Below are 22,423 nucleotides of genomic sequence, written 5' to 3' on the forward strand. Positions count from 1 at the left end.
CGAAAGCTTTCTGCCAGTCGATATGGAATTGACTGACACGACGCCTTCGCGAGCAGGCTCGCTCCCACAGGAGATCCGATTTCAATTCGAAATCAGCACTTGACCATTCAGCTGGATGATAAGCATTATCATTCGCTCGAAATGGATCAGGTCCTCCCGTGAGTCAATCGCGCTTCAACCACGTCTTCCTCGCCCAGCGCACTTCCCTGCTGCGCACGCTGGAACGGATGGTCAACAATCACAGCACCGCTGAAGACCTGTTGCAGGAGACCTACCTGCGCGTGACCCGGGCGTTGAGCGAACGGGCCATCGATCACCTTGAACCCTTTGTCTTCCAGACCGCGCGCAATCTGGCGCTGGACCATTTGCGTGCGCGCAAGATTCATGCGCGGACCATGGTCGACGACGTGCCGCAAGATGTCGTGCAGAGCATCGCCGCGCCCGCCAGCAGCGCCGAAGACGCCGCCCACGCCGAACAACTGCTGGAGCGTTTGAACGTGAGCCTCAGCCAACTCAGCCCGCGCCAGCAACAGATCTTCATCCTCAGCCGTTTGCACGGGCACAGCTATCAGGAAATCGCTGATGAACTTGATGTTTCGCTGAGCACCGTGCAGAAGGAACTGAAACTGATCATGTCGATCTGCATCGGCGTTGCCGAACGACATAACGGCAGCGGCAAGTTTTGAGCTGCAAGCTACAAGTAAAAACAAAAAGCAGTAACGCATCCGGCTTGCAGCTTGCAGCTCGAAGCTAGAAACTGCTTCGCCAGAAGCCCTGAGGAACCACCGTGACGGATACCCACCGCCCGCCTTCGCCCGATTCGGCGCGGGACGCTGCAGCTGCAATGGACCAGGCGCTGGACTGGCTCATCGTGCTCGGCAGCCCGGATGAGGAACAGACCCGGCAATTTCATGCCTGGCTGGCGGCTGATCCGTTGAATGCCGAGGCGTTCGCCAAGGCCCAGGCGATCTGGGATGGCCCGCAAGTCGCGCTGTGCGCCGAGGCTCTGGCAGCAAAACCTGTAAAAATCACTTTTCTCAAACGCTTGCGCCCGCACTGGAAACCGCTGGCCACCGCTGCGGTGCTGATCCTCGGGCTGTTCAGTTTCAGCAACCTGCCGATGCGCATTCAAGCGGATCACCTGACCGTGGTTGGCGAGCGTCAGCGGCTGCAACTGGAGGACGGCTCGAAGGTCCTGCTCAATACCAACTCGGCGTTTTCCAGCACCATCAACGATCAACAGCGCGTGGCCCGGCTGTTTCAGGGCGAGGCGTTTTTCGAGATCGCCAGCGGGCGCAATCAGCCGCTGGAGATCGACGCAGGCCCGGTGCAGGCAAGCGTGCACGACACCGCATTTGCCGTGCGCTACCTCGACGGGGTCGCACAAGTGAACGTGCAGCGTGGCGATGTCGATCTGCGCGCCACCCACAATGATGCCCGGGTGCGCCTGCGTGCCGGGGAAAGCATTCGCATCGGCCCCAACGGTTTTGATCGCCCGGCCAAGCTCGACGCCAATGCCGATCTGGCCTGGGTTGAAGGCCGTCTGGTGTTCGAGAACTGCCCGCTGAATCAGGTGCTGGCCGAGCTGCGCCGCTACTATCCGGGCTGGATCATCAACAACAACGAGCAACTGGCCGACGTCGCCGTCACCGGCAATTACCGTCTCGACCAGCCGCTCGATGTGGTCCGCTCCCTCGCCCACATCACCTCGGCGCGCCTGCAGGAATTCCCTGCGCTGGTGATTCTGAACTGAATGAGAATTATTTTTACTCGATAGCCAATGGCAGTACGTCTCGTTATAGCCAATGCAATTGATTCGCATCTAACCATGCCGATCAGCACCTATAAAGATTCGTGCGACACGGAGCGCTATCGATGTCCTCACGCCTTACCCGCCAGACTTCCTCCCCTTCCCGCGTACTGTCGCTGCTGACTGCGGCGATTCTCATGGCCGGCACCGCGCCGCTGCTCGCCGCCGCCGAGCAACCGGCGCGCAACATGGGCGATTACGCCTTCGCCATCGGCCAGCAACCACTGGTTTCGGCATTGAATGCCTTTACCGCCGTGACCGGTTGGCAGGTCGGTTTGCCGGCCGAGTTGGGGCAGAACGTCTCGTCGCCGGGCGTGCGCGGTTCGCTGCCGCCGGAAAAAGCCCTCGAGCGCCTGTTGGTGGGGACCAACCTGAGCTTCCGCAAACTGAGCAACAACAATGTCGTGCTGGAAAAACGCAACAGCAGCGGCACGCTCAATCTCGATCAGGTGACCATCAGCGCCACTCGCCAGGAACAGTCGGTCAACAGCGTGCCCTCGACGGTCAGCGTGCAGGATCGCCAAGCGCTTGACCGCAACAACGTCAATACCATCAAGGATCTGGTGCGCTACGAACCAGGCGTTTCCGTTGGCGGTGCCGGTCAGCGCGGCGGCATCAGTGGCTACAACATTCGCGGTATCGACGGCGACCGCATCTTGACTCAAGTCGATGGCGTGGAGATCCCTAACGGTTTCTTCAACGGCCCGTATGCCAAGAGCCAGCGCAACTACGTCGACCCGGAAATCGTCAAACGCGTGGAGATTCTCCGTGGCCCGGCCTCGGTGCTGTACGGCAGCAACGCCATCGGCGGCGCGGTCAGTTACTACACGCTGGACGCCGACGACATCATCAAACCGGGCAAGGACGTCGGCGCGCGTCTGAAAAGCGGTTACAGCTCCGCCGATGACAGCTGGCTGAAGTCCGCCACCGTCGCCGGCCGCAGCGGTGAGTTCGACGGCTTGCTGCATTACAGCCAGCGCGACGGACACGAAACCGAGTCCTTCGGCGGCAACAACGGCACCGGCCTTGCGCGCACCGCCGCCAACCCGGAAGACGTGCGCGCGACCAACGTCCTGGCCAAGCTCGGCTGGAACTACAACGACGATTCGCGCCTGGGCCTGACCTATGAAAAGTACAAGGACGATCGCGACACCGACCAGAAAAGTGCCTACGGCGGCCCGTATTTCAACGGCGCGCCGACCATTCCGAGCAGCGTCCTGCCCGGCGGCATGTACCAGTGGCGCACCGGCAACGACACCATCACCCGCGAGCGTTTCGGTATCGAACACTCGTTCGCCCTCGACAGCCTGCTGGTCGATAACGTCAAGTGGAGCCTCAATCACCAGATCGCCAAGACCGACCAGAGCACCGAAGAGTTGTACTACCCGATCACTCGTAAAGTGCTGCGTACCCGCGACACGATCTACGAAGAAAAACAGTGGGTGTTCGACGCGCAACTGGACAAGGCTTTCGCCATCGGTGACACCGATCACCTGCTGACTTACGGCACCACGATCAAACAGCAGAAAGTCACCGGTTCACGCAGCGGCGACGGCACCTGCGTGGCCGTCGGTCGCGGCTGCACGGCGATTGGCGCGACCAGTGCGGCGGACGTGCTGGCCAAGGCCTCTGATTTCCCCGATCCGACCATCAACACCTACAGCCTGTTCGCCCAGGATCAGATCAGCTGGAACGACTGGACCTTCCTGCCGGGCCTGCGCTACGACTACACCCAGCTCAAGCCGCACATCACTGAGGAATTCCTCAACACCGTGAATGCCGACGGCCAGGGCACGGTCAGCGACAAGAACAAGACCTGGCACAAAGTCTCGCCAAAATTCGGCCTGACCTATGCACTGACGGACAACTACACCTGGTACGGCCAGTACGCCGAAGGCTTCCGCACGCCCACGGCAAAATCGCTGTACGGGCGTTTCGAGAACAACACCACCGGCTACACCGTGGCGCCCAACTCCGACCTTGAGCCGGAAAAAAGCAAAGGTTTCGAAACCGGCCTGCGCGGGAATTTCGAGCAGGGCTCGTTCGACGTCGCGGTGTTCTATAACAAGTACCGCGACTTCATCAACGAGGACGCGGTCAAGCCGGGCGACGATCAGTTGACCTTCCAGAGCAACAACATCAAGCGCGCCACCATCAAGGGTGCGGAAGTCAAAGGTCGCTTGAACCTGGATGCGTTCGGCGCGCCGCAAGGCCTGTATACCCAAGGCTCGATCGCCTACGCCTACGGTCGCAACAACGATAGCGGCGAGCCGATCAACAGCGTCAACCCGCTCACCGGCGTGTTCGGTCTCGGTTACGACCAGGACAACTATGGCGGCCTGCTGAGCTGGACCGTGGTGAAGAAAAAAGACCGCGTCGACGACAGCAACTTCAAGTCGCCGGACGGCGTCAGCAGTCAGTTCAAGACCCCGGGCTTCGGCATTCTCGATCTGGCCGGCTATTACAAAGTCACCAACGATGTCACCGTCAGCGGCGGCGTCTACAACCTGACCGACAAGAAATATTGGCTGTGGGATGACGTGCGCGGTTACGACAGCGTTGGCGAAGCCTCGGTGACGCAACCGGCCAACCTCGATCGCCTGACCCAACCGGGACGCAACTTCGCGATCAACCTGATCTGGGACATCTGACCCGCCCGGCCTCACTGCGCGTGTTATCGCTGCGCAGTGAGGTTTTTTTACTGTCCGCCGCCCGCCCGTACGTCTTGTTATCAAGCGCCTCATTTATCAAGGACACCCCATGACTGCCTCGGAAAAAACCCTGCGTTCGCAACGCCTGAACCAGATCACCCATGAGCCGCACAGCAAACTCGATGCCCTGGTCAAAGCCCACGCACCATTCGAAACCCGCGCCAGCTTCGCCCGTTTCGTCGTCGCGCAATACCTGTTCCAGGCGGAACTGGTCGAGCTGTACAACGATGCCGAACTGACCGCGATCGTCCCGGATCTGCCAGCCCGTTGCCGCGCCGAAGCGGCCAGGGCTGACCTCGCCGACCTCGACACCGAAGTCCCGGCGCCGGTGGCCGGCGCGCTGAAAAACCCGAGCAAGGCGCGGGCGCTGGGCTGGATCTTTGTTTCCGAGGGTTCCAAGCTCGGCGCAGCGTTTCTGATCAAGCGCGCGGTGGCACTGGAGCTGAGCGAAACCTTCGGTGCCCGGCATCTGGCGGAACCGCAAGGTGGCCGCGCCGAGGGCTGGAAAAGCTTTGTGCGCACCCTCGATGCGTTGCCGTTCACGGCGGAGGAAGAGGCGGAAGTTGATCAAGGTGCACTGGATGCGTTCAACCGCTTTACCGTGCTGCTGGAACGGGCTTATGCCATAGAAGCCGAAGTGGCCTGAAGCAACTCTTATCCCTTGTGGGAGCGAGCCTGCTCGCGAAGACGGCAGCACTTCAACATCAATGTGCCTGATCAACCGCTTTCGCGAGCAGGCTCGCTCCCACAGGGCTCACCACAAATCTGTAAGATCTCCGTTCCGCTTCAGAAGCCGCCGCTGAGCCCATGCCCACACCCGCCCCATCAAAACTCGCCCGTCTGCTGTTCGGCCTGCTGGCCTATGTCAGCCTCGGCATTGGCCTGATCGCCATCGTCGTGCCCGGCCTGCCGACCACCGAGTTCATCCTCCTTGCCGCGTGGGCCGCGACCCGCAGTTCGCCGCGCTTGAGTGCCTGGCTGGAAAATCACCGCCTGTTCGGGCCGATCCTGAGTAACTGGCGCAACGGCAGGATCATCGCGCGCAAGGCCAAGCTCAGTGCCACCGTCAGCATGCTGCTGTGTGCGACGTTGATGCTGGTGATGCTCGATCACGGCTGGCCGATCTATCTAGCGATTGCCGGCATGGGCCTGGGCAACCTGTGGATCTGGTCGCGCCCGGAGACGCCCGTCGCGGTAGTGAAACATCCCTGTAATTAAAGCCTTTTCAGCACTTTCCCCTGCGCAAACGTTTAGCAGCGACCGTCCGTCGGCAAGCGCCTCATGCCGTTTCGCTTAACGCCGATGAGGATTGAATGGCGCTGAATGGATTTGGCAAACCGGGCTCCCGGCCCAGCCACCTGTTTATTCCATTCGCGAGATCGCCCCATGTTCGACTCTCTTTCCATTCGCCTGAAAATCGTCCTGCTCTCCGGCCTGTGCCTGCTCGGAGTGGTGGCACTGATTGTCAGCATGAACATCTACCAGACCAACCAGAACGACGCGCTGGTCAGTCAATCCAGCAACCAGTTGCTCACCGCCAGCGTGCAGAACCTGTTGCAGGCCAAGGCCGCCGAGCAAGCGGTGCGGGTGCAGAAAACCTTTGGTGAAAGCCTGTTGGTGGTCACCGCCCTCGCCGATCAGATCAAGGATCTGCGGACGATGGCCACCAAGCGCTCACTCGAAGCCGGCGCCGTTCGGGAAGAGTTGAACCAGAGTCTGAAAACCGCTTTCGAGCGCAACGATAAAGTCCTTGGCATCTGGCTGGCCTTCGAACCCAACGGTCTCGACGGCAAGGACAGCGAATTCGCCAACGACGCCGCGCGGCAGTCCAACGAAGCCGGGCGCTTCGCCTCGTACTGGAGCCGTGCCGCCGGCGCCGCGCTGAATACAATCATGGTCGAAGACGACCTGACCAAAACCACCCTCAGCGTCAGCGGCACGCCGTACAACAGTTGGTACACCTGCCCTCGCGACAACAAACGCACCTGCCTGCTCGACCCGTATGCCGACACCGTCGGTGGCAAGGAAATGCTCATGACGACCATTTCCGTGCCGCTGCTGGTCGACGGCAAAGCGATCGGCGTGGTCGGTGTCGACATCGCGCTCGACGCCCTGCAAGCCGCCGCCGTCGACTCGCAGCGCAGCCTGTTCAACAACGCCGGGCACATGCTTATCGTCTCCGGCAGCGGTGTGCTGGCGGCCGACAGTGCTGACGCGACGCGGGTCGGCAAAAAAATCGGCGACACCCTCGGCGCCGATGGCAAGGATGTATTGCAACTGGTCGGCAGCGGTACGGCGAAAATCCTCGAACAGGGCGAGCTGATTCGCGCGGTTTACCCGGTCGACCCGATCGGCAATTCGCGCGCCTGGGGCGTGGTCATCGACCTGCCCGAGCACGTGCTGCTGGCCGATTCGGTAAAGCTGCAAGCGGTACTGGATGACGCACAACAAACCGGCGTGATCACTGCCCTGCTGGTGGCGGGCGTGGCCGGTCTGGTCGGCCTGCTGCTGATCTGGCTCACCGCCTCCGGCGTCACCCGTCCGATCAACAGCGTCGCCGAGATGCTGAAAAACATCGCCAGCGGCGAAGGCGATCTGACCCAGCGCCTGAACTACAGCAAGAAAGATGAACTGGGCGAACTGGTGAACTGGTTCAACCGCTTCCTCGACAAGCTTCAGCCGACCATCGCGCAGATCAAACAGAGCATCACCGAAGCACGTGGCACGGCTGATCAGTCATCGGAAATTGCCCGCCAGACCAGCGAAGGCATGCAGGTGCAGTTCCGCGAAATCGATCAGGTTGCCACCGCCTCCAACGAAATGAGCGCCACTGCCCACGACGTCGCCAACAGTGCCTCGAACGCAGCCAACGCGGCCAAGGGTGCCGATCAGTCGGCGAAGGACGGCATGGCGATCATCGAGCGCAGCACCCGCGACATCAATCAACTGGCCGATGAGGTCAGCAAAGCAGTGACCGAGGTCGAAGCGCTGGCAGTGAACAGCGAGCAGATCGGTTCGGTGCTGGAAGTAATCCGCAGCATCGCCGAACAAACCAACCTGCTGGCCCTCAACGCCGCCATCGAAGCCGCCCGCGCCGGCGAAAGCGGTCGCGGTTTTGCCGTGGTCGCCGACGAGGTGCGCAACCTCGCCAAGCGCACGCAGGATTCGGTGGAAGAAATCCGCATCGTCATCGAGCGCATCCAGACCGGCACCCGTGGCGTGGTCGCGACCATGCACTCGAGCCAGACCCAGGCGCACAACAACGCCGGGCAGATTCGTCAGGCGGTCGATGCACTGGGCAAGATCAGCGACGCGGTGACGGTGATCAGCGACATGAACCTGCAGATCGCCAGTGCCGCCGAAGAACAAAGCGCAGTGGCCGAAGAGGTCAACCGCAACGTCTCGGCGATCCGCACCGTCACCGAAACCTTGACCGAGCAGGCTACCGAATCGGCAGCGATCAGCAGCCAGCTCAACAGCCTGGCGAGCCAGCAGATGAAGTTGATGGATCAGTTTCGCGTGTAACAATCCAGCATCGATTGTTCCCACGCTCCGCGTGGGAATGCATCAAGGGACGCTCCGCGTTCCAGCTTTCGATTGGGACTCAGAGCGTCCCGGGCGGCATTCCCACGCGGAGCGTGGGAACGATCCTCAATCCAGCCCGGTTATGTTTTGCACTATCATCGCCCTCTCGTTCCGGAGGGCCTTCGATGACTGATCTGCTCACGTCCATCCAAACCGCACTCGGTCTGCCCCACACGCCGATCCCATTCACCGGTGACGGCGCCCTGCCCTCGGCGTTCGCCGTGACCGAGCTGGCCTGCGCCAGCATCGCCGCTGCCGGGCAAGCGCTCAGCGAATTGCTTCACCAGCAAGCCGGGCACTTGCCTGCGGTTGCAGTCGACCGCCGTCTGGCCTCGTTGTGGTTCTCCACCTCGCTGCGCCCGATCAGCTGGCAGGTGCCGCCGCTGTGGGATCCCGTCGCCGGCGACTATGCGACCCGGGACGGCTGGATCCGTCTGCACACCAACGCCCCGCATCACCGCGCCGCCGCTGAACGCGTGCTCGGCGCCTGCGCCGATCGTGCCGCAATGGCGGCGAAAGTCGCGCAATGGGACAGTGCGGATCTGGAACAAGCAGTGGTCGACGCCAACGGCTGCGCCGCCGAGATGCGCAGTTGGACGCAGTGGCAGCAACACCCGCAAGGGCTGGCGGTGAATGCCGAAGCGCTGGTGCAATTCATCGAGCAGACGGACGAGAACCGCAGCCCATGGCAAGGCTCGATCGCACGACCGCTGGCCGGGATCAAGGTGCTCGACCTGACCCGCGTGCTCGCCGGCCCCACCGCCAGCCGCTTCCTCGCAGGGCTGGGCGCCAACGTCTTGCGCATCGATCCACCGAGCTGGAACGAACCCGGCGTCGTTCCGGAGATGACCGTGGGCAAACGCTGCGCGCGGCTGGATCTGCTGGCTCCTACGGATCGCGCGGTGTTTGAAGGCCTGTTGAAAGACGCCGACATTCTGCTGCACGGCTACCGCGCCGATGCGCTGGAACATCTGGGGTTTGGTATTGAACGTCGAAGGCAACTGGCACCGGGGCTGATCGACGTCTGCCTCAACGCCTACGGCTGGAGCGGCCCCTGGCAGAACCGCCGGGGCTTCGACAGCCTGGTGCAGATGAGCAGCGGCATCGCCGAGGCCGGACAGCATTGGAAGCACAGCGATAAACCGACGCCGCTGCCGGTGCAGGCGCTGGATCATGCAACCGGGTATCTGCTGGCGGCGAGCGCGATAAGGCTGCTGACTGAACGACTGGCCAACGGTTGCGGAGGTTCGGCGCGGTTGTCGCTGGCGCGTACGGCGAAGCTGTTGGTCGAGCATGGCCCGGGGACGCATGACCTGCTGCGGGCCGAAGATGCACTGGATCAGGATCCGGCGATTGAACACACCGCGTGGGGGCCGGCGCGAAGGTTGCGCGTGCCGGTGCAGATCAGCGGGACGGCGGTGCAGTGGAATTGGCCGGCGACGGAGTTGGGCTCGCATCCTCCCTGTTGGCCATGAGAAGCCCCTCACCCTAGCCCTCTCCCAGAGGGAGAGGGGACTGATTGGGGGATACTGGAGAGTTACGCCGACGTGAAAGATTTTCGTCGAATCCATAATCGACTCGATCGCTCAGGTCGATGTATAGCGCCAGACACCTCGGTCGGTCCCCTCTCCCTCTGGGAGAGGGCTAGGGTGAGGGGCTGCTTTTCAGATCACAACGACAACACTCCGCTATACAACCCATACGCCGCCAGCCCCGCCCCGATCACCACGCAGGCAAAAATCCCTTTCTCCACCGTGGTAAAAACCGGCTGCCCCTGTTCATGCTTGGCCTTGGCAAACAGAATCACCCCCGGCGCATACAGCAGCGCCGACAGCAGCAGATACTTCACTCCGCCGGCATACAACAGCCACACCGCGTAAACCAGGGCGATGCCGCCGATCAGCAGATCCTTGGTGCGCTCGGCCGAGGCGTGTTCGTAGGTTTCGCCGCGCCCGCTGAGTAGCACCGCGTAGGCGGCCGACCATAAATAGGGCACCAGAATCATCGACGAGGCCAGATAGATCAGGCTGGTGTAAGTACCCGCCGAGAACAGTGTGATCAGCAGGAAAATCTGGATCATCACATTGGTCAGCCACAGCGCGTTGACCGGCACGTGATTGTTGTTTTCCTTCTTCAGGAACGCCGGCATGGTTTTGTCTTTGGCCGTGGCGAAGAGGATTTCCGCGCACAGCAAGGCCCATGACAACAACGCGCCCAACAGCGAAATCGCCAGCCCGACGCTGATCAGCAACGCACCCCACGGCCCGACGATGTGCTCGAGCACCGCTGCCAGTGAAGGGTTCTGCAGATTGGCCAGTTCCGGCTGGCTCATGATCCCCAGCGACAGCACGTTGACCAGTACCAGCAGCGCCAGCACGCCAAGAAACCCGATCACCGTGGCGCGGCCGACGTCGCTGCGTTTCTCCGCGCGGGCCGAATAGACGCTGGCGCCTTCGATGCCGATGAAGACGAACACGGTGACCAGCATCATGTTGCGCACCTGATCCATCACCCCGCCGAAGTTCGGGTTGCTGCGGCCCCAGATGTCGCGGGTGAAGATGTCAGCCTTGAATGCCACCGCAGCGATGACGATGAACATGATCAGCGGCACGACCTTGGCCACGGTGGTCAGCTGGTTGATCAGCGCTGCCTCCTTGATCCCGCGCATCACCAGAAAATGCACCGCCCACAACAGCACCGAAGCGCAGCCGATGGCGATCGGCGTGTTGCCCTGACCGAACACCGGGAAGAAATAGCCAAGGGTGCTGAACAGCAAGACAAAATAGCCGACGTTGCCCAGCCAGGCACTGATCCAGTAACCCCACGCTGATGAAAATCCCATGTAGTCGCCAAACCCGGCCTTGGCGTAGGCGTAGACGCCCGAGTCCAGCTCCGGCTTGCGATTGGCCAGGGTCTGAAAGACGAACGCCAGCGTCAGCATGCCTATCGCAGTAATGCCCCAACCGATCAGGATCGCCCCTGCATCGGCGCGTGCCGCCATGTTTTGCGGTAATGAGAAAATCCCCCCGCCGATCATCGACCCCACCACCAGCGCGATCAACGCACCAAGGCGCAGCTTTTGCGTCGGTTGCGACATGCAGATCTCCTTGAAAGAGTCGTTGTTGTTTATTTGTAACAACACCCGACTAAAAGCCTAAGGGTAGATGACGTTTATCAGGTAATGCCGAATCTCGCAGCGTTATATATAGCCGACCACGATAAGGCGTAGCACATTAAGTCAGTTTTGTGCGCCGATCTTGATTATTCGATTCTGTGCTGAAAACAGATGACCGACATTTGCCAATCGCTGAAAAGCAACTAGCGTCATAGTTCGAAAGCATTAATAGCTATTCTCGACTGCCTCAGCGAAACGGCTCTGGAATGGGCATTTGAGGCTACAGCGTTATGCCCGCAACGGGCGCACAAGTCATTCATTAACAATGGAATGTGACCATGCACTGATCCATGTCAGCTGTTCGAACAGACAACAGTACTAGGCTGTGAGCTCTCCTTTCCTGCAATGGAGTCATGCAAATGTCTGAAGCGCCCGGAAAACTAAGACTCGGTGCACTGGTTGCACTGGTAGTCGGTTCAATGATTGGCGGCGGGATATTTTCGTTGCCTCAAAACATGGCCGCCAGCGCCGACGTCGGTGCAGTGCTGATCGGCTGGGCCATCACCGCAGTCGGCATGCTCACCCTCGCTTTCGTCTTTCAGACCCTCGCCAATCGCAAGCCTGACCTGGACGGCGGTGTCTACGCCTACGCCAAGGCCGGATTCGGCGACTACATGGGTTTCTCATCAGCCTGGGGCTACTGGATCAGCGCCTGGCTGGGCAACGTCGGCTACTTCGTTCTGCTGTTCAGCACCCTTGGCTATTTCTTTCCGATCTTCGGCGAAGGCAATACCCCGGCGGCGGTGATCGGCGCGTCCTTGCTGCTGTGGGGCGTGCATTTCCTGGTGTTGCGCGGGATCAAGGAAGCGGCGTTCATCAACCTGGTGACCACCGTCGCCAAAGTCGTGCCGCTGCTGCTGTTCGTGTTGATCGCAGTCTTCGCGTTCAGACTGGACATCTTCACCGCCGACATCTGGGGCGTGAAAAACCCCGATCTGGGCAGTGTGATGAACCAGGTGCGCAACATGATGCTGGTCACCGTCTGGGTGTTCATCGGCATCGAAGGCGCGAGCATCTTTTCCGCCCGCGCCGAGAAGCGCTCGGATGTCGGCAAGGCCACCGTGATCGGCTTCATCACCGTGCTGCTGTTTCTGGTGCTGGTGAACGTGCTGTCGCTGGGCATCATGACCCAGCCGGAACTGGCGAAACTGCAGAACCCGTCGATGGCCGCCGTGCTTGAGCATGTGGTCGGTCACTGGGGGGCGGTGCTGATCAGCGTCGGCCTGATCATCTCGTTGCTCGGCGCCCTGCTGTCGTGGGTGCTGCTGTGTGCGGAGATCATGTTCGCCGCCGCCAAAGACCACACCATGCCGGAGTTTCTGCGCAAGGAAAACGCCAACCATGTGCCGGTCAACGCCCTGTGGCTGACCAACGCGATGGTGCAGGTGTTCCTGATCATCACCCTGTTCTCGGCCAGCACTTACCTGTCACTGATCTACCTCGCCACTTCGATGATTCTGGTGCCGTACCTGTGGTCGGCGGCCTATGCCCTGCTGCTGGCGGTGCGCGGCGAGAGCTACGAAGGCTTTGCCGCCGAGCGGCGCAAGGATCTGATCATCGGCGGTATCGCCCTGATCTATGCGGTGTGGTTGTTGTACGCCGGCGGGGTCAAGTACCTGCTGCTGTCGGCCCTGCTCTATGCGCCCGGCGCGATCCTGTTCGCCAAGGCCAAGCTGGAACTCAAACAACCGGTTTTCACCAACGTCGAGAAGCTGATTTTCGCCGCAGTGGTCGTGGGCGCCGTGGTGGCGGCCTACGGTCTCTACGATGGCTTCCTGACGCTGTAACCCCTGATTGAATTGTCATCTGGAGGAACACAGAAATGACCACGGAAAAAGTGAAGTACGGCGTCCACTCCGAAGCCGGGAAACTGCGTAAAGTCATGGTTTGCTCCCCAGGTCTGGCCCATCAGCGGCTGACCCCGAACAACTGCGATGAACTGCTGTTCGATGACGTGTTGTGGGTAGCGCAGGCCAAGCGCGATCATTTCGACTTCGTCACCAAGATGCGCGAGCGCGGCATCGACGTGGTGGAAATGCACAACCTGCTGACCGACATCGTCGCCATCCCCGAAGCGCTGGACTGGATTCTTGAGCGCAAGGTGACCGCCGACTCGGTGGGCCTGGGCCTGATCAGCGAAGTGAAATCCTGGCTGAAAAGCCTCGAGCCCCGCCACATCGCCGAATTCCTGATAGGCGGCGTGTCGGCCGATGATCTGCCGGACAGCTTCGGCGGCAAGACCATCCAGATGTTCCGCGACTTCCTCGGCCACTCCAGCTTCATCCTGCCGCCGCTGCCCAACACCCAGTTCACACGCGATACCACCTGCTGGATCTACGGTGGTGTGACGCTGAACCCGATGTACTGGCCGGCGCGCCGTCAGGAAACCCTGCTGACCACCGCCATCTACAAATTCCATCCGCAGTTCACCAACGCCGAATTCGAGATCTGGTACGGCGACCCGGACAAGGACCACGGCAACTCCACCCTTGAGGGCGGCGACGTCATGCCGATCGGCAACGGTGTGGTGCTGATCGGCATGGGCGAGCGTTCATCACGTCAGGCCATCGGCCAACTGGCGCTGAACCTGTTCAACAACAAAGCGGTGGAAAAAGTCATCGTCGCCGGCCTGCCGAAATCCCGCGCGGCAATGCACCTGGACACCGTGTTCAGCTTCTGCGACCGCGATCTGGTGACGATCTTCCCGGAAGTGGTCAACCAGATCGTCGCCTTCACCCTGCGCCCTGACGAAAGCAAACAGGGCGGCATCGACATCCGCCGCGAAGAAGGCAGCTTCCTCGACACCGTCGCTGCGGCGCTCAACCTGCCGAAACTGCGCGTGGTGGAAACCGGCGGCAACAGCTTCGCCGCCGAACGCGAGCAATGGGACGACGGCAACAACGTGGTGGCGATGGAGCCGGGCGTGGTCATCGGCTACGACCGCAACACCTACACCAACACCCTGCTGCGCAAGGCTGGCGTGGAGGTCATCACCATCAGCGCCGGCGAGCTCGGCCGCGGCCGTGGCGGCGGCCACTGCATGACCTGCCCGATCATCCGCGACCCGATCGATTACTAATCTTTGAGCCTTCGCCGCGACTTATCGAGCGCGGCCAAGGGGATAACCGAAACCCAAGGAGATCCATCATGGCTTTTAACATTCACAACCGTAACCTGCTCAGCCTGGAACACCACACCCCACGTGAGCTGCGTTACCTGCTCGACCTGTCCCGCGATCTGAAACGCGCGAAATACACCGGTACCGAACAACAGCATCTGAAGGGCAACAACATCGCCCTGATTTTCGAGAAAACTTCGACCCGTACCCGTTGCGCCTTCGAAGTGGCGGCCTATGACCAAGGCGCCAACGTCACTTACATCGACCCGAACTCCTCGCAAATCGGCCACAAGGAAAGCATGAAGGACACCGCCCGCGTGCTCGGGCGCATGTACGACGCCATCGAGTACCGTGGCTTCAAGCAGGAAATCGTCGAAGAGCTGGCCAAGTTCGCCGGCGTGCCGGTGTTCAACGGCCTGACCGATGAATATCACCCGACCCAGATGATCGCCGACGTGCTGACCATGCGTGAACACGCCGACAAGCCGATCCACGAAATCAGCTACGCCTACTTGGGTGACGCGCGCAACAACATGGGCAACTCGCTGCTGCTGATCGGCGCCAAGCTCGGCATGGACGTGCGCATCTGCGCACCGAAAGCGCTGTGGCCGCTGGACGATCTGGTGGCGCGCTGCAAAAAATACGGTGAGGAAAGCGGCGCACGCATCACCCTCACCGAAGATCCGAAAGAAGCGGTCAAAGGCGTCGACTTCATTCACACCGATGTCTGGGTATCGATGGGCGAACCAGTGGAAGCCTGGGCCGAGCGTATCCAGCAACTGCTGCCGTATCAGGTCAACGCCGACCTGATGAAAGCCACCGGCAACCCGCGCACCAAGTTCATGCACTGCCTGCCGGCCTTCCACAACAGCGACACCAAGGTCGGCAAACAGATCGCCGAACAATATCCGCACCTGAAAAACGGCATCGAAGTGACCGACGACGTGTTCGAGTCGCCAGCCTGCATCGCCTTCGAGCAAGCGGAAAACCGCATGCACACGATCAAGGCGATTCTGGTCTCGACCCTGGCTGATCTCTAACTGGTTGAAGATGATCGTTCCCACGCTCCCGCGTGGGAATGCATCCCGTGACGCTCTGCGTCACAGCGGACGCAGAGCGTCCGTGGCGGCATTCCCACGCAGAGCGTGGGAACGATCAACACGAAAAAGGACATGCACCATGCGTATCGTCGTAGCCCTGGGCGGTAACGCCCTGCTCCGCCGTGGTGAGCCGATGACCGCTGACAACCAGCGCGCCAACATCCGCATCGCCACCGAGCAAATCGCCAAGATCCATCCCGGCAACCAACTGGTCATCGCTCACGGCAATGGCCCGCAAGTCGGTCTGCTGTCGCTGCAAGCGGCGGCCTACACCTCTGTCACTCCCTACCCGCTGGACGTGCTCGGCGCTGAAACCGAAGGCATGATCGGCTACATCATCGAACAGGAACTGGGCAATCTGCTCGACTTCGAAGTGCCGTTCGCCACCCTCCTGACCCAGGTGGAAGTCGACGCCAACGACCCGGCATTCAAGAACCCGACCAAGCCGATCGGCCCGGTCTACGAGAAAGCCGAAGCGGAAAAACTCGCCGCCGAGAAAGGCTGGGCGATTGCTGCCGATGGCGACAAATTCCGCCGCGTCGTCGCCAGTCCACGGCCGAAACGCATCTTCGAAATCCGCCCGATCAAGTGGCTGCTGGACAAGGGCAGCATCGTGATCTGCGCTGGTGGTGGCGGGATTCCGACCATGTATGACGAGCAGCGCAACCTCAAGGGCATCGAGGCGGTGATCGACAAGGATCTGTGTTCGTCGTTGCTTGCCGAGCAACTGGAAGCCGACCTGCTGGTGATTGCCACCGACGTCAATGCAGCGTTCATCGATTACGGCAAGCCGACGCAGAAAGCCATCGCCGAAGCCCACCCGGACGAACTCGAACGCCTTGGTTTCGCCGCCGGCTCCATGGGACCGAAGGTGCAGGCAGCCTGCGAATTCGCGCGCCATACTGGCAAGGTCGCGGTGATCGGTTCGCTGGCCGATATCGAAGCCATCGTCCAGGGCACCGCCGGTACGCGGGTCAGCACGGCGAAGCAGGGGATCAGCTACCGATAACAATAAACGCCGGGGCAGGCTCAAGGCCTGCCCCGCTTCCATGCCTTGAAAGGAGTAGCTCAATGGCCCAGTTCGAACCCGGTCACCTGCACATCGAGCGGCACGCGTTGACCGCCGATGACGTTAATTACAACGTGCATCTGGACTATGAAGTGTTCACCGATCCGCAGAAAGGCAAAGGGATTCAGTTCACCCTGCACGGCAGCATGCAGGGCAAGGACATGAAGGAGACGTTTTTCCTGCCCAAGGAAGAGGCCTACAACTTCGCCCGCGACGTGACCCGGATCGCCGAGAAGTACGGCATCCCCAAGGCCCACAGCCAGATCGGTTCGGTGCACACGCATTACGATCTGATGTTTGAAGACATTCGGCAGAAGTTGAATATGCAGTCGGGGGATCCGGTGAACCTCGAGCATTTCGAATAAAAATCAAAAGCCCCTCACCCTAGCCCTCTCCCGGAGGGAGAGGGAACCGATTGGGGGATGCTGCAGCATTGCGTCGAACTGATCCTGCATCACTGAATCCATAATCGCCCGGTACTTTCAGGTCGATGCATAACCTCAGACACCTCGGTCGGCTCCCTCTCCCTCCGGGAGAGGGCTGGGGTGAGGGGGCTTTTGATTTAAGGCATACTTGCCCCCCTCCGCTCTGCAGATCACTGAACCGCCCCCATGCGTATCCACGTCAGCTTCATCGACCGCGTCGGCATCACCCAGGAAGTCCTAGCTATTCTCGGTGGGCGCAATCTCAATCTGGATGCGGTGGAGATGATCCCGCCGAACGTCTACATCGACGCGCCGACCCTCAGTCCGCAAGTGCTCGAAGAACTGAAAGATGCGCTGTTTCGCGTGCTCGGCGTGGAAGCGGTGACCGTGGTCGATATCCTGCCCGGCCAGCGTCGGCATCTGCAGCTAGATGCCCTGCTCGCGGCGATGACCGACCCGGTGCTGGCCCTCGACAGCGCCGGCAAGGTGCTACTGGCCAACCCGGCGTTGATTGCCCTGTACGGTCGCGAACCGGCCGGTGAAAGCGTCTCGGCGCTGTTCAACGATCCCGGTCTGCTCGACACCCTGCTGGAAAACGGCTTTCGCCTGCCGCTGCGCGAAATTACCGTCAACGGCCAGACCCTGCTGCTCGACGCCACGCCGATCACCGACGCCGGCGCCCTGCTGACCCTGTATCAACCGAACCGCATTGGCGAACAACTCTCGGCACTGCACCACGACCATGCCGAAGGCTTCGACGCGCTGCTCGGCGAATCCCCGGCGATCCGCACACTCAAGGCGCGTGCGCAACGGGTCGCCGCCCTTGATGCACCGCTATTGATTCAGGGCGAAACCGGTACCGGTAAAGAACTCGTCGCCCGCGCTTGCCATGCCATCAGTGCACGGCACAGCGCTCCGTTTCTCGCCCTCAACTGCGCGGCGCTGCCGGAAAATCTCGCCGAAAGCGAACTGTTCGGCTACGCCCCCGGCGCCTTCACTGGCGCGGCGCGTGGCGGTAAGCCGGGGCTGATGGAGCTGGCCAACCAGGGCACGGTGTTCCTCGATGAAATCGGCGAGATGTCGCCGTACTTGCAGGCCAAACTCCTGCGTTTTCTCAACGACGGCAGCTTCCGCCGCGTCGGTGGTGATCGGGAAGTAAAGGTCAACGTTCGCATCCTCAGCGCGACCCACCGCGACCTGGAAAAAATGGTCAGCGAAGGCCTGTTCCGCGAGGACCTGTTCTATCGCCTCAACGTGCTCAACGTCGAAGTGCCGCCGCTGCGTGAACGCGGTCAGGACATCCTGCTGCTGGCGCGCTACTTCATGCAGCAGGCCTGCGCGCAGATCCAGCGCCCGGTCTGCCGCCTGGCGCCGGGGACTTATCCGGCGCTGCTCGGCAATCGCTGGCCGGGCAACGTGCGGCAATTGCAGAACGTGATTTTTCGCGCAGCAGCGATCTGCGAGAGCAGCCTGGTCGATATCGGTGACCTCGACATCGCCGGCACTTCGGTGGCGCGCCAAGCCGATACCGATGTCGACAGCCTCGAGCAAGCGGTCGAATCGTTCGAAAGAGAGCTGCTGGAAAAGCTCTACGTCAGCTATCCCTCGACCCGACAACTGGCGAGCCGCTTGCAGACCTCGCACACCGCTATCGCCCATCGCCTGCGCAAATACGGCATTCCCAATAAACCCTGACTCACCGCGCATCCCTATTGCAGGAAATTCCCCATGTGGGAGCGAGCCTGCTCGCGAAAGCGGTCTATCAGCAAAATAGCTGGCGCCTGACACACCGTCTTCGCGAGCAGGCTCGCTCCCACAGGATTTATGGCGGATTCGAAATCCGTCCAAAAACGACCTCCATCTGTACCGAAAGCGCTACAGCGGAACGATATCGCTACACCCGCCTGTGACCAGCGCTGCGCAACGCTTTGATCCGATTAAGCTTTTCTCCCCGCCCCAAGCTGTAGCGATTTCGCTACAACAGCAACATCCCAACAAACACCAAAACAACTCAAGCCATTGATTTATATAGATAAATCAACCTTGGCCGCATTCTTGCTACCTGCCTCCTCATCTATTAAGGGCTTCCCCGCCCCAAGCTTTCCACCGCGTCCACCAGACGAGTCTGGCCCCTGAGGAGTTTCCATGAGCGAGTTGCGTTTTACTGAAGATCACGAATGGCTGCGCACCGAAGCCGACGGCAGCGTTACTGTCGGCATCACCGCATTCGCGCAGAACGCCTTGGGCGACGTGGTGTTCGTGCAACTGCCTGAGCTGCAGGCTTACGAAAAAGGCGCTGAAGCCGCCACCGTGGAATCGGTGAAAGCCGCCAGCGGCGTGTACATGCCGCTCGATGGCGACGTGCTGGAAGTCAACCCGGCGCTGCAAGACGCTCCTGAGCTGGTCAACGAAGATCCGCTGGGCGAAGGCTGGTTCTTCCGCTTTCAGCCAAGCGACGCCGCCGCTGTCGGCAAATTGCTCGATCAGGACGCTTACGACCGCCTGATCAAAGCCCAAGCCGAAGCCTGAGGAATTACCCCATGACCGCCATCAATCTCGGTACCGCCAACGAATTCATCGCCCGTCACATCGGCCCGCGCGCCGGTGACGAGCAAGCCATGCTCAACAGCCTCGGCTTCGATTCCCTCGAAGCCCTGAGCGCCAGCGTCATCCCGGAAAGCATCAAGGGCACCAGCGTGCTGGGCATGGACGACGGCCTCAGCGAGGCCGACGCCCTGGCGATGATCAAATCCATCGCTGGCAAAAACCAACTCTTCAAAACCTACATCGGCCAGGGCTACTACAACTGCCACACGCCGTCGCCGATCCTGCGCAACCTGCTGGAAAATCCGGCCTGGTACACCGCTTACACCCCGTACCAACCAGAAATTTCCCAGGGCCGTCTCGAAGCGCTGCTGAACTTCCAGACCATGATCAGCGACCTTACCGGCCTGCCGATCGCCAACGCCTCGCTGCTCGACGAAGCCACCGCCGCTGCCGAAGCCATGACCTTCTGCAAACGCCTGAGCAAGAACAAGGGCAGCCACCAGTTCTTCGCCTCGATCCACAGCCATCCGCAAACCCTCGACGTGCTGCGCACCCGTGCCGAGCCGCTGGGTATTGACGTGGTCGTGGGTGATGAGCGCGAACTGACTGACGTCACGCCGTTCTTCGGCGCGCTGCTGCAATACCCGGCGAGCAACGGTGATGTGTTCGACTACCGCGAGCTGACCGAGCGCTTCCACGCCGCCAACGCTCTGGTGGCCGTGGCCGCCGATCTGCTGGCCCTGACGCTGCTGACCGCACCGGGCGAATTCGGTGCCGACGTCGCCATCGGTTCGGCGCAACGCTTCGGCGTGCCGCTGGGCTTCGGTGGCCCGCACGCCGCTTACTTCTCCACCAAAGATGCGTTCAAGCGCGACATGCCGGGCCGTCTGGTCGGTGTCTCGGTTGACCGTTTCGGCAAGCCAGCGCTGCGTCTGGCGATGCAGACCCGCGAGCAACACATCCGCCGCGAAAAGGCCACGTCGAACATCTGCACCGCCCAAGTGCTGCTGGCCAACATCGCCAGCATGTACGCCGTCTACCACGGCCCGAAAGGCCTGACCCAGATCGCCAACCGCGTGCATCACCTGACCGCGATTCTGGCCAAGGGCCTGACCGCGCTGGGCGCTCAAGTCGAGCAGGCAAACTTCTTCGACACCCTGACCGTTGCCACCGGCGCGCACACCGCCGCGCTGCACGACAAGGCGCACGCTCAGCAGATCAACCTGCGTGTGATCGACGCTGAACGTCTGGGTCTGTCGGTCGACGAAACCACCACTCAGGCTGATATCGAAACCCTGTGGGGCTTGTTCGCCGACCGCAAGACCCTGCCGGACTTCGCTGCGCTGGCCGCCTCGGTGCAGAGCACCATTCCTGCTGAGCTGGTGCGCCAGTCGCCGATCCTCAGCCACCCAGTGTTCAACCGTTATCACTCGGAAACCGAGCTGATGCGCTACCTGCGCAAACTGGCGGACAAGGACCTGGCACTCGATCGCACGATGATCCCGCTGGGCTCGTGCACCATGAAACTCAACGCCGCCAGCGAAATGATCCCGGTGACCTGGGCCGAATTCGGTGCGCTGCACCCATTCGCCCCGGCCGCACAAAGCGCCGGTTATCAGCAACTGACCGATGAGCTGGAAGCGATGCTCTGCGCCGCCACCGGTTACGACTCGATTTCGCTGCAGCCGAACGCCGGTTCGCAAGGTGAATACGCAGGTCTCCTGGCGATCCGCGCCTACCACCAGAGCCGAGGCGATGAGCGCCGCGACATCTGTCTGATCCCGTCGTCGGCCCACGGCACCAACCCGGCCACCGCGCAAATGGCCGGTATGCGCGTGGTCGTTACCGCGTGCGATGCACGTGGCAACGTCGACATTGAAGACCTGCGCGCCAAAGCCATCGAGCACCGCGAACACCTCGCCGCGCTGATGATCACCTACCCGTCGACCCACGGCGTGTTCGAAGAAGGCATTCGCGAAATCTGCGCGATCATTCACGACAACGGCGGCCAGGTGTACATCGACGGCGCCAACATGAACGCGATGGTCGGCCTCTGCGCACCGGGCAAGTTCGGCGGCGACGTCTCGCACCTGAACCTGCACAAAACCTTCTGCATCCCGCACGGCGGTGGCGGCCCGGGCGTTGGCCCGATCGGCGTCAAATCGCACCTGACCCCGTTCCTGCCCGGCCACGGCCAGATGGAACGCAAGGAAGGCGCGGTCTGCGCGGCGCCGTTCGGCAGCGCAAGCATTCTGCCGATCACCTGGATGTACATCCGCATGATGGGTGGCGCCGGTCTGAAGCGCGCTTCGCAACTGGCGATCCTCAACGCCAACTACATTTCCCGTCGCCTCGAAGAGCATTACCCAGTGCTCTACACCGGCAGCAACGGCCTGGTGGCGCACGAGTGCATTCTCGATCTGCGTCCATTGAAAGACAGCAGCGGCATCAGCGTCGATGACGTCGCCAAACGCCTGATCGACTTCGGCTTCCACGCGCCGACCATGTCGTTCCCGGTCGCCGGCACGCTGATGATCGAGCCGACCGAAAGCGAATCCAAGGAAGAACTGGACCGCTTCTGCGACGCGATGATCCGCATCCGCGAAGAAATTCGCGCAGTGGAAAACGGCACCCTGGACAAGGAAGACAACCCACTGAAAAACGCCCCGCACACCGCAGCGGAACTGGTTGGCGAATGGACCCACCCGTACAGCCGCGAGCAAGCGGTGTACCCGGTCGCGTCGCTGATCGAAGGCAAATACTGGCCGCCGGTCGGCCGTGTCGACAACGTCTTCGGCGATCGCAACCTGGTGTGCGCCTGCCCGTCGATCGAAAGCTACGCTTAAGAGCGGCAGCTGCAAGTTTCTAGCTGCAAGCTGCAAG

The 22,423-nt window shown here is 61.3% G+C and carries 16 protein-coding genes and 1 pseudogene; 16 read left to right on the forward strand and 1 reads right to left on the reverse strand.

Annotated elements, in window-relative coordinates; all coding sequences use genetic code 11:
* Positions 1-158 precede the first annotated feature (158 nt).
* From ACYSTU_RS02020 to ACYSTU_RS02055, 8 genes and pseudogenes are all read left to right on the forward strand, one after another.
* Positions 159-686 (forward strand): RNA polymerase sigma factor, encoded by a 528-nt coding sequence (locus tag ACYSTU_RS02020; RefSeq protein WP_016773525.1) that lies wholly within the window; start codon positions 159-161, stop codon positions 684-686.
* 101 nt (positions 687-787) lie between these two features.
* Positions 788-1,753 (forward strand): FecR family protein, encoded by a 966-nt coding sequence (locus ACYSTU_RS02025; RefSeq protein WP_122611770.1) that lies wholly within the window; start codon positions 788-790, stop codon positions 1,751-1,753.
* 122 nt (positions 1,754-1,875) lie between these two features.
* Positions 1,876-4,461, forward strand: coding sequence for a TonB-dependent receptor (locus tag ACYSTU_RS02030; protein ID WP_498995532.1), 2,586 nt, complete (start codon positions 1,876-1,878; stop codon positions 4,459-4,461).
* A gap of 109 nt (positions 4,462-4,570) precedes the next feature.
* Complete coding sequence (locus ACYSTU_RS02035) at positions 4,571-5,167, forward strand: biliverdin-producing heme oxygenase (RefSeq protein WP_136492860.1); 597 nt, start codon at positions 4,571-4,573, stop codon at positions 5,165-5,167.
* Positions 5,168-5,328: 161 nt separating this feature from the next.
* Positions 5,329-5,739: a YbaN family protein gene (locus ACYSTU_RS02040; RefSeq protein WP_498995536.1), complete on the forward strand. Its 411-nt coding sequence runs from the start codon at positions 5,329-5,331 to the stop codon at positions 5,737-5,739.
* A 441-nt stretch (positions 5,740-6,180) separates the two neighbouring features.
* Positions 6,181-7,188 (forward strand): annotated as a pseudogene (locus ACYSTU_RS02045) (methyl-accepting chemotaxis protein); the annotation flags it as partial.
* Between the two features lie 102 nt (positions 7,189-7,290).
* Positions 7,291-8,046: a methyl-accepting chemotaxis protein gene (locus ACYSTU_RS02050; protein WP_371699605.1), complete on the forward strand. Its 756-nt coding sequence runs from the start codon at positions 7,291-7,293 to the stop codon at positions 8,044-8,046.
* A gap of 185 nt (positions 8,047-8,231) precedes the next feature.
* Entirely contained in the window at positions 8,232-9,581 is a 1,350-nt protein-coding gene (locus ACYSTU_RS02055) for a CoA transferase (RefSeq protein WP_498995541.1), read from the forward strand.
* Between the two features lie 194 nt (positions 9,582-9,775).
* On the opposite strand, the gene arcD (ACYSTU_RS02060) is transcribed toward ACYSTU_RS02055, so the two are convergent.
* Entirely contained in the window at positions 9,776-11,203 is a 1,428-nt protein-coding gene (gene arcD, locus ACYSTU_RS02060; protein ID WP_366300521.1) for an arginine-ornithine antiporter, read from the reverse strand.
* A 437-nt stretch (positions 11,204-11,640) separates the two neighbouring features.
* On the opposite strand from arcD (ACYSTU_RS02060), the gene arcD (ACYSTU_RS02065) reads away from it, so the two are divergent.
* The 8 genes from arcD (ACYSTU_RS02065) to gcvP all read left to right on the forward strand — a co-directional run bounded on the left by arcD (ACYSTU_RS02065) (position 11,641) and on the right by gcvP (position 22,386).
* Positions 11,641-13,068: an arginine-ornithine antiporter gene (gene arcD / locus ACYSTU_RS02065; protein WP_016773517.1), complete on the forward strand. Its 1,428-nt coding sequence runs from the start codon at positions 11,641-11,643 to the stop codon at positions 13,066-13,068.
* Between the two features lie 35 nt (positions 13,069-13,103).
* Complete coding sequence (arcA, locus tag ACYSTU_RS02070) at positions 13,104-14,360, forward strand: arginine deiminase (protein ID WP_016773516.1); 1,257 nt, start codon at positions 13,104-13,106, stop codon at positions 14,358-14,360.
* A 68-nt stretch (positions 14,361-14,428) separates the two neighbouring features.
* Complete coding sequence (locus ACYSTU_RS02075) at positions 14,429-15,439, forward strand: ornithine carbamoyltransferase (RefSeq protein WP_024014074.1); 1,011 nt, start codon at positions 14,429-14,431, stop codon at positions 15,437-15,439.
* Between the two features lie 139 nt (positions 15,440-15,578).
* Complete coding sequence (gene arcC / locus ACYSTU_RS02080; RefSeq protein WP_498995553.1) at positions 15,579-16,508, forward strand: carbamate kinase; 930 nt, start codon at positions 15,579-15,581, stop codon at positions 16,506-16,508.
* A gap of 62 nt (positions 16,509-16,570) precedes the next feature.
* Positions 16,571-16,933: a DUF5064 family protein gene (locus tag ACYSTU_RS02085; protein WP_498995557.1), complete on the forward strand. Its 363-nt coding sequence runs from the start codon at positions 16,571-16,573 to the stop codon at positions 16,931-16,933.
* Positions 16,934-17,179: 246 nt separating this feature from the next.
* On the forward strand, positions 17,180-18,688 hold the full coding sequence (gene gcsR / locus ACYSTU_RS02090; protein WP_110646607.1) for a transcriptional regulator GcsR: 1,509 nt from the start codon (positions 17,180-17,182) through the stop codon (positions 18,686-18,688).
* A 450-nt stretch (positions 18,689-19,138) separates the two neighbouring features.
* Entirely contained in the window at positions 19,139-19,522 is a 384-nt protein-coding gene (gene gcvH / locus ACYSTU_RS02095; RefSeq protein ID WP_039758162.1) for a glycine cleavage system protein GcvH, read from the forward strand.
* Positions 19,523-19,533: 11 nt separating this feature from the next.
* Entirely contained in the window at positions 19,534-22,386 is a 2,853-nt protein-coding gene (gcvP, locus tag ACYSTU_RS02100) for an aminomethyl-transferring glycine dehydrogenase (protein ID WP_498995563.1), read from the forward strand.
* Positions 22,387-22,423: the final 37 nt, after the last annotated feature.

The sequence above is a fragment of the Pseudomonas glycinis genome (genome assembly GCF_054871425.1).